The organism is Myxococcus sp. AB025B, assembly GCF_006518215.1.
Classification (GTDB): Bacteria; Myxococcota; Myxococcia; order Myxococcales; family Myxococcaceae; genus Myxococcus; species Myxococcus fulvus.
In genome coordinates this window covers 1-798 of record NZ_SRLW01000673.1, presented here as the reverse complement: position 1 = coordinate 798, position 798 = coordinate 1, and the positions used below count along the sequence as shown (strand labels likewise).

The window sequence follows — 798 nt, the reverse complement described above, 5'->3', positions numbered from 1 at the left end:
ACCCCACCCCGCTCAACAGGCCCGTCACGTCCAGCCCGCCGCCGAAGCTCGCCCGCGTCACGCCGGCCGCCAGCGCGAACGCCACCATGACGAACAGGTCGCCGATGATGACCAGCGCCATCAGGAACTCCGTGAAGGAGCCCCGCGCGCTCGTCTCCTGGACGATGGCGATGGTCACCGTGGGCGAGAACGACACCACCACCGTGGACACCAGCGCGCTCACCGCCAGCGCCTGCTGCCAGGACATCGGCGCCAGGAACGGCAGCAGCGGCTTGAGCGCGAAGGTCGCCCCGAAGCACACGGTGAACGTCACGCCGCACACCGCGGCGCACAAAAGCGCCACCCTCGCGCCCACGCGGCGGATGAGCCCCAGCCGCAGCTCCGTGCCGGCCACCAGCGCGATGAGGCTCACCGCGAGCCCCTTCACCAGGTCCAACCCCTTGACGCCCTCGCCCGGGATGAAGCCCAGCGCGTACGGCCCCACCGCCACGCCCACCAGCAGGTAGCCCGTGAGCCGGGGCAGCCCCAGCCCCTTGGCCACCTTGCCCGCGAACAGGCCGCACAAGAGCAGCGCGCCGGCCGCCAGCGTCACCGGCGTGCCCGCGTCCTCGCGCAGCACCTGGGCGCGGCTGATGATGGCCAACAGCCCCACCAGGAGCAGCAACCGCACCACCGCGCCCCTCATGTGGCCACCCCCACGCCCGCGGACTCCGGAGGCTCTCGCGGCGGCGGTGGCGAGAGGACCTGGCGGAACGCCGGTCCCGCGAGCAGCTCGTTCACCACCGCGCCCACCACCAC

General features: G+C 73.1%; 1 pseudogene. It reads right to left on the bottom strand.

The annotated features are described in order from the left end of the window. Positions 1 to 685, bottom strand: a pseudogene (locus FL311_RS43445) (transporter); the annotation flags it as partial. Between the last annotated feature and the right edge of the window lie 113 nt (positions 686 to 798).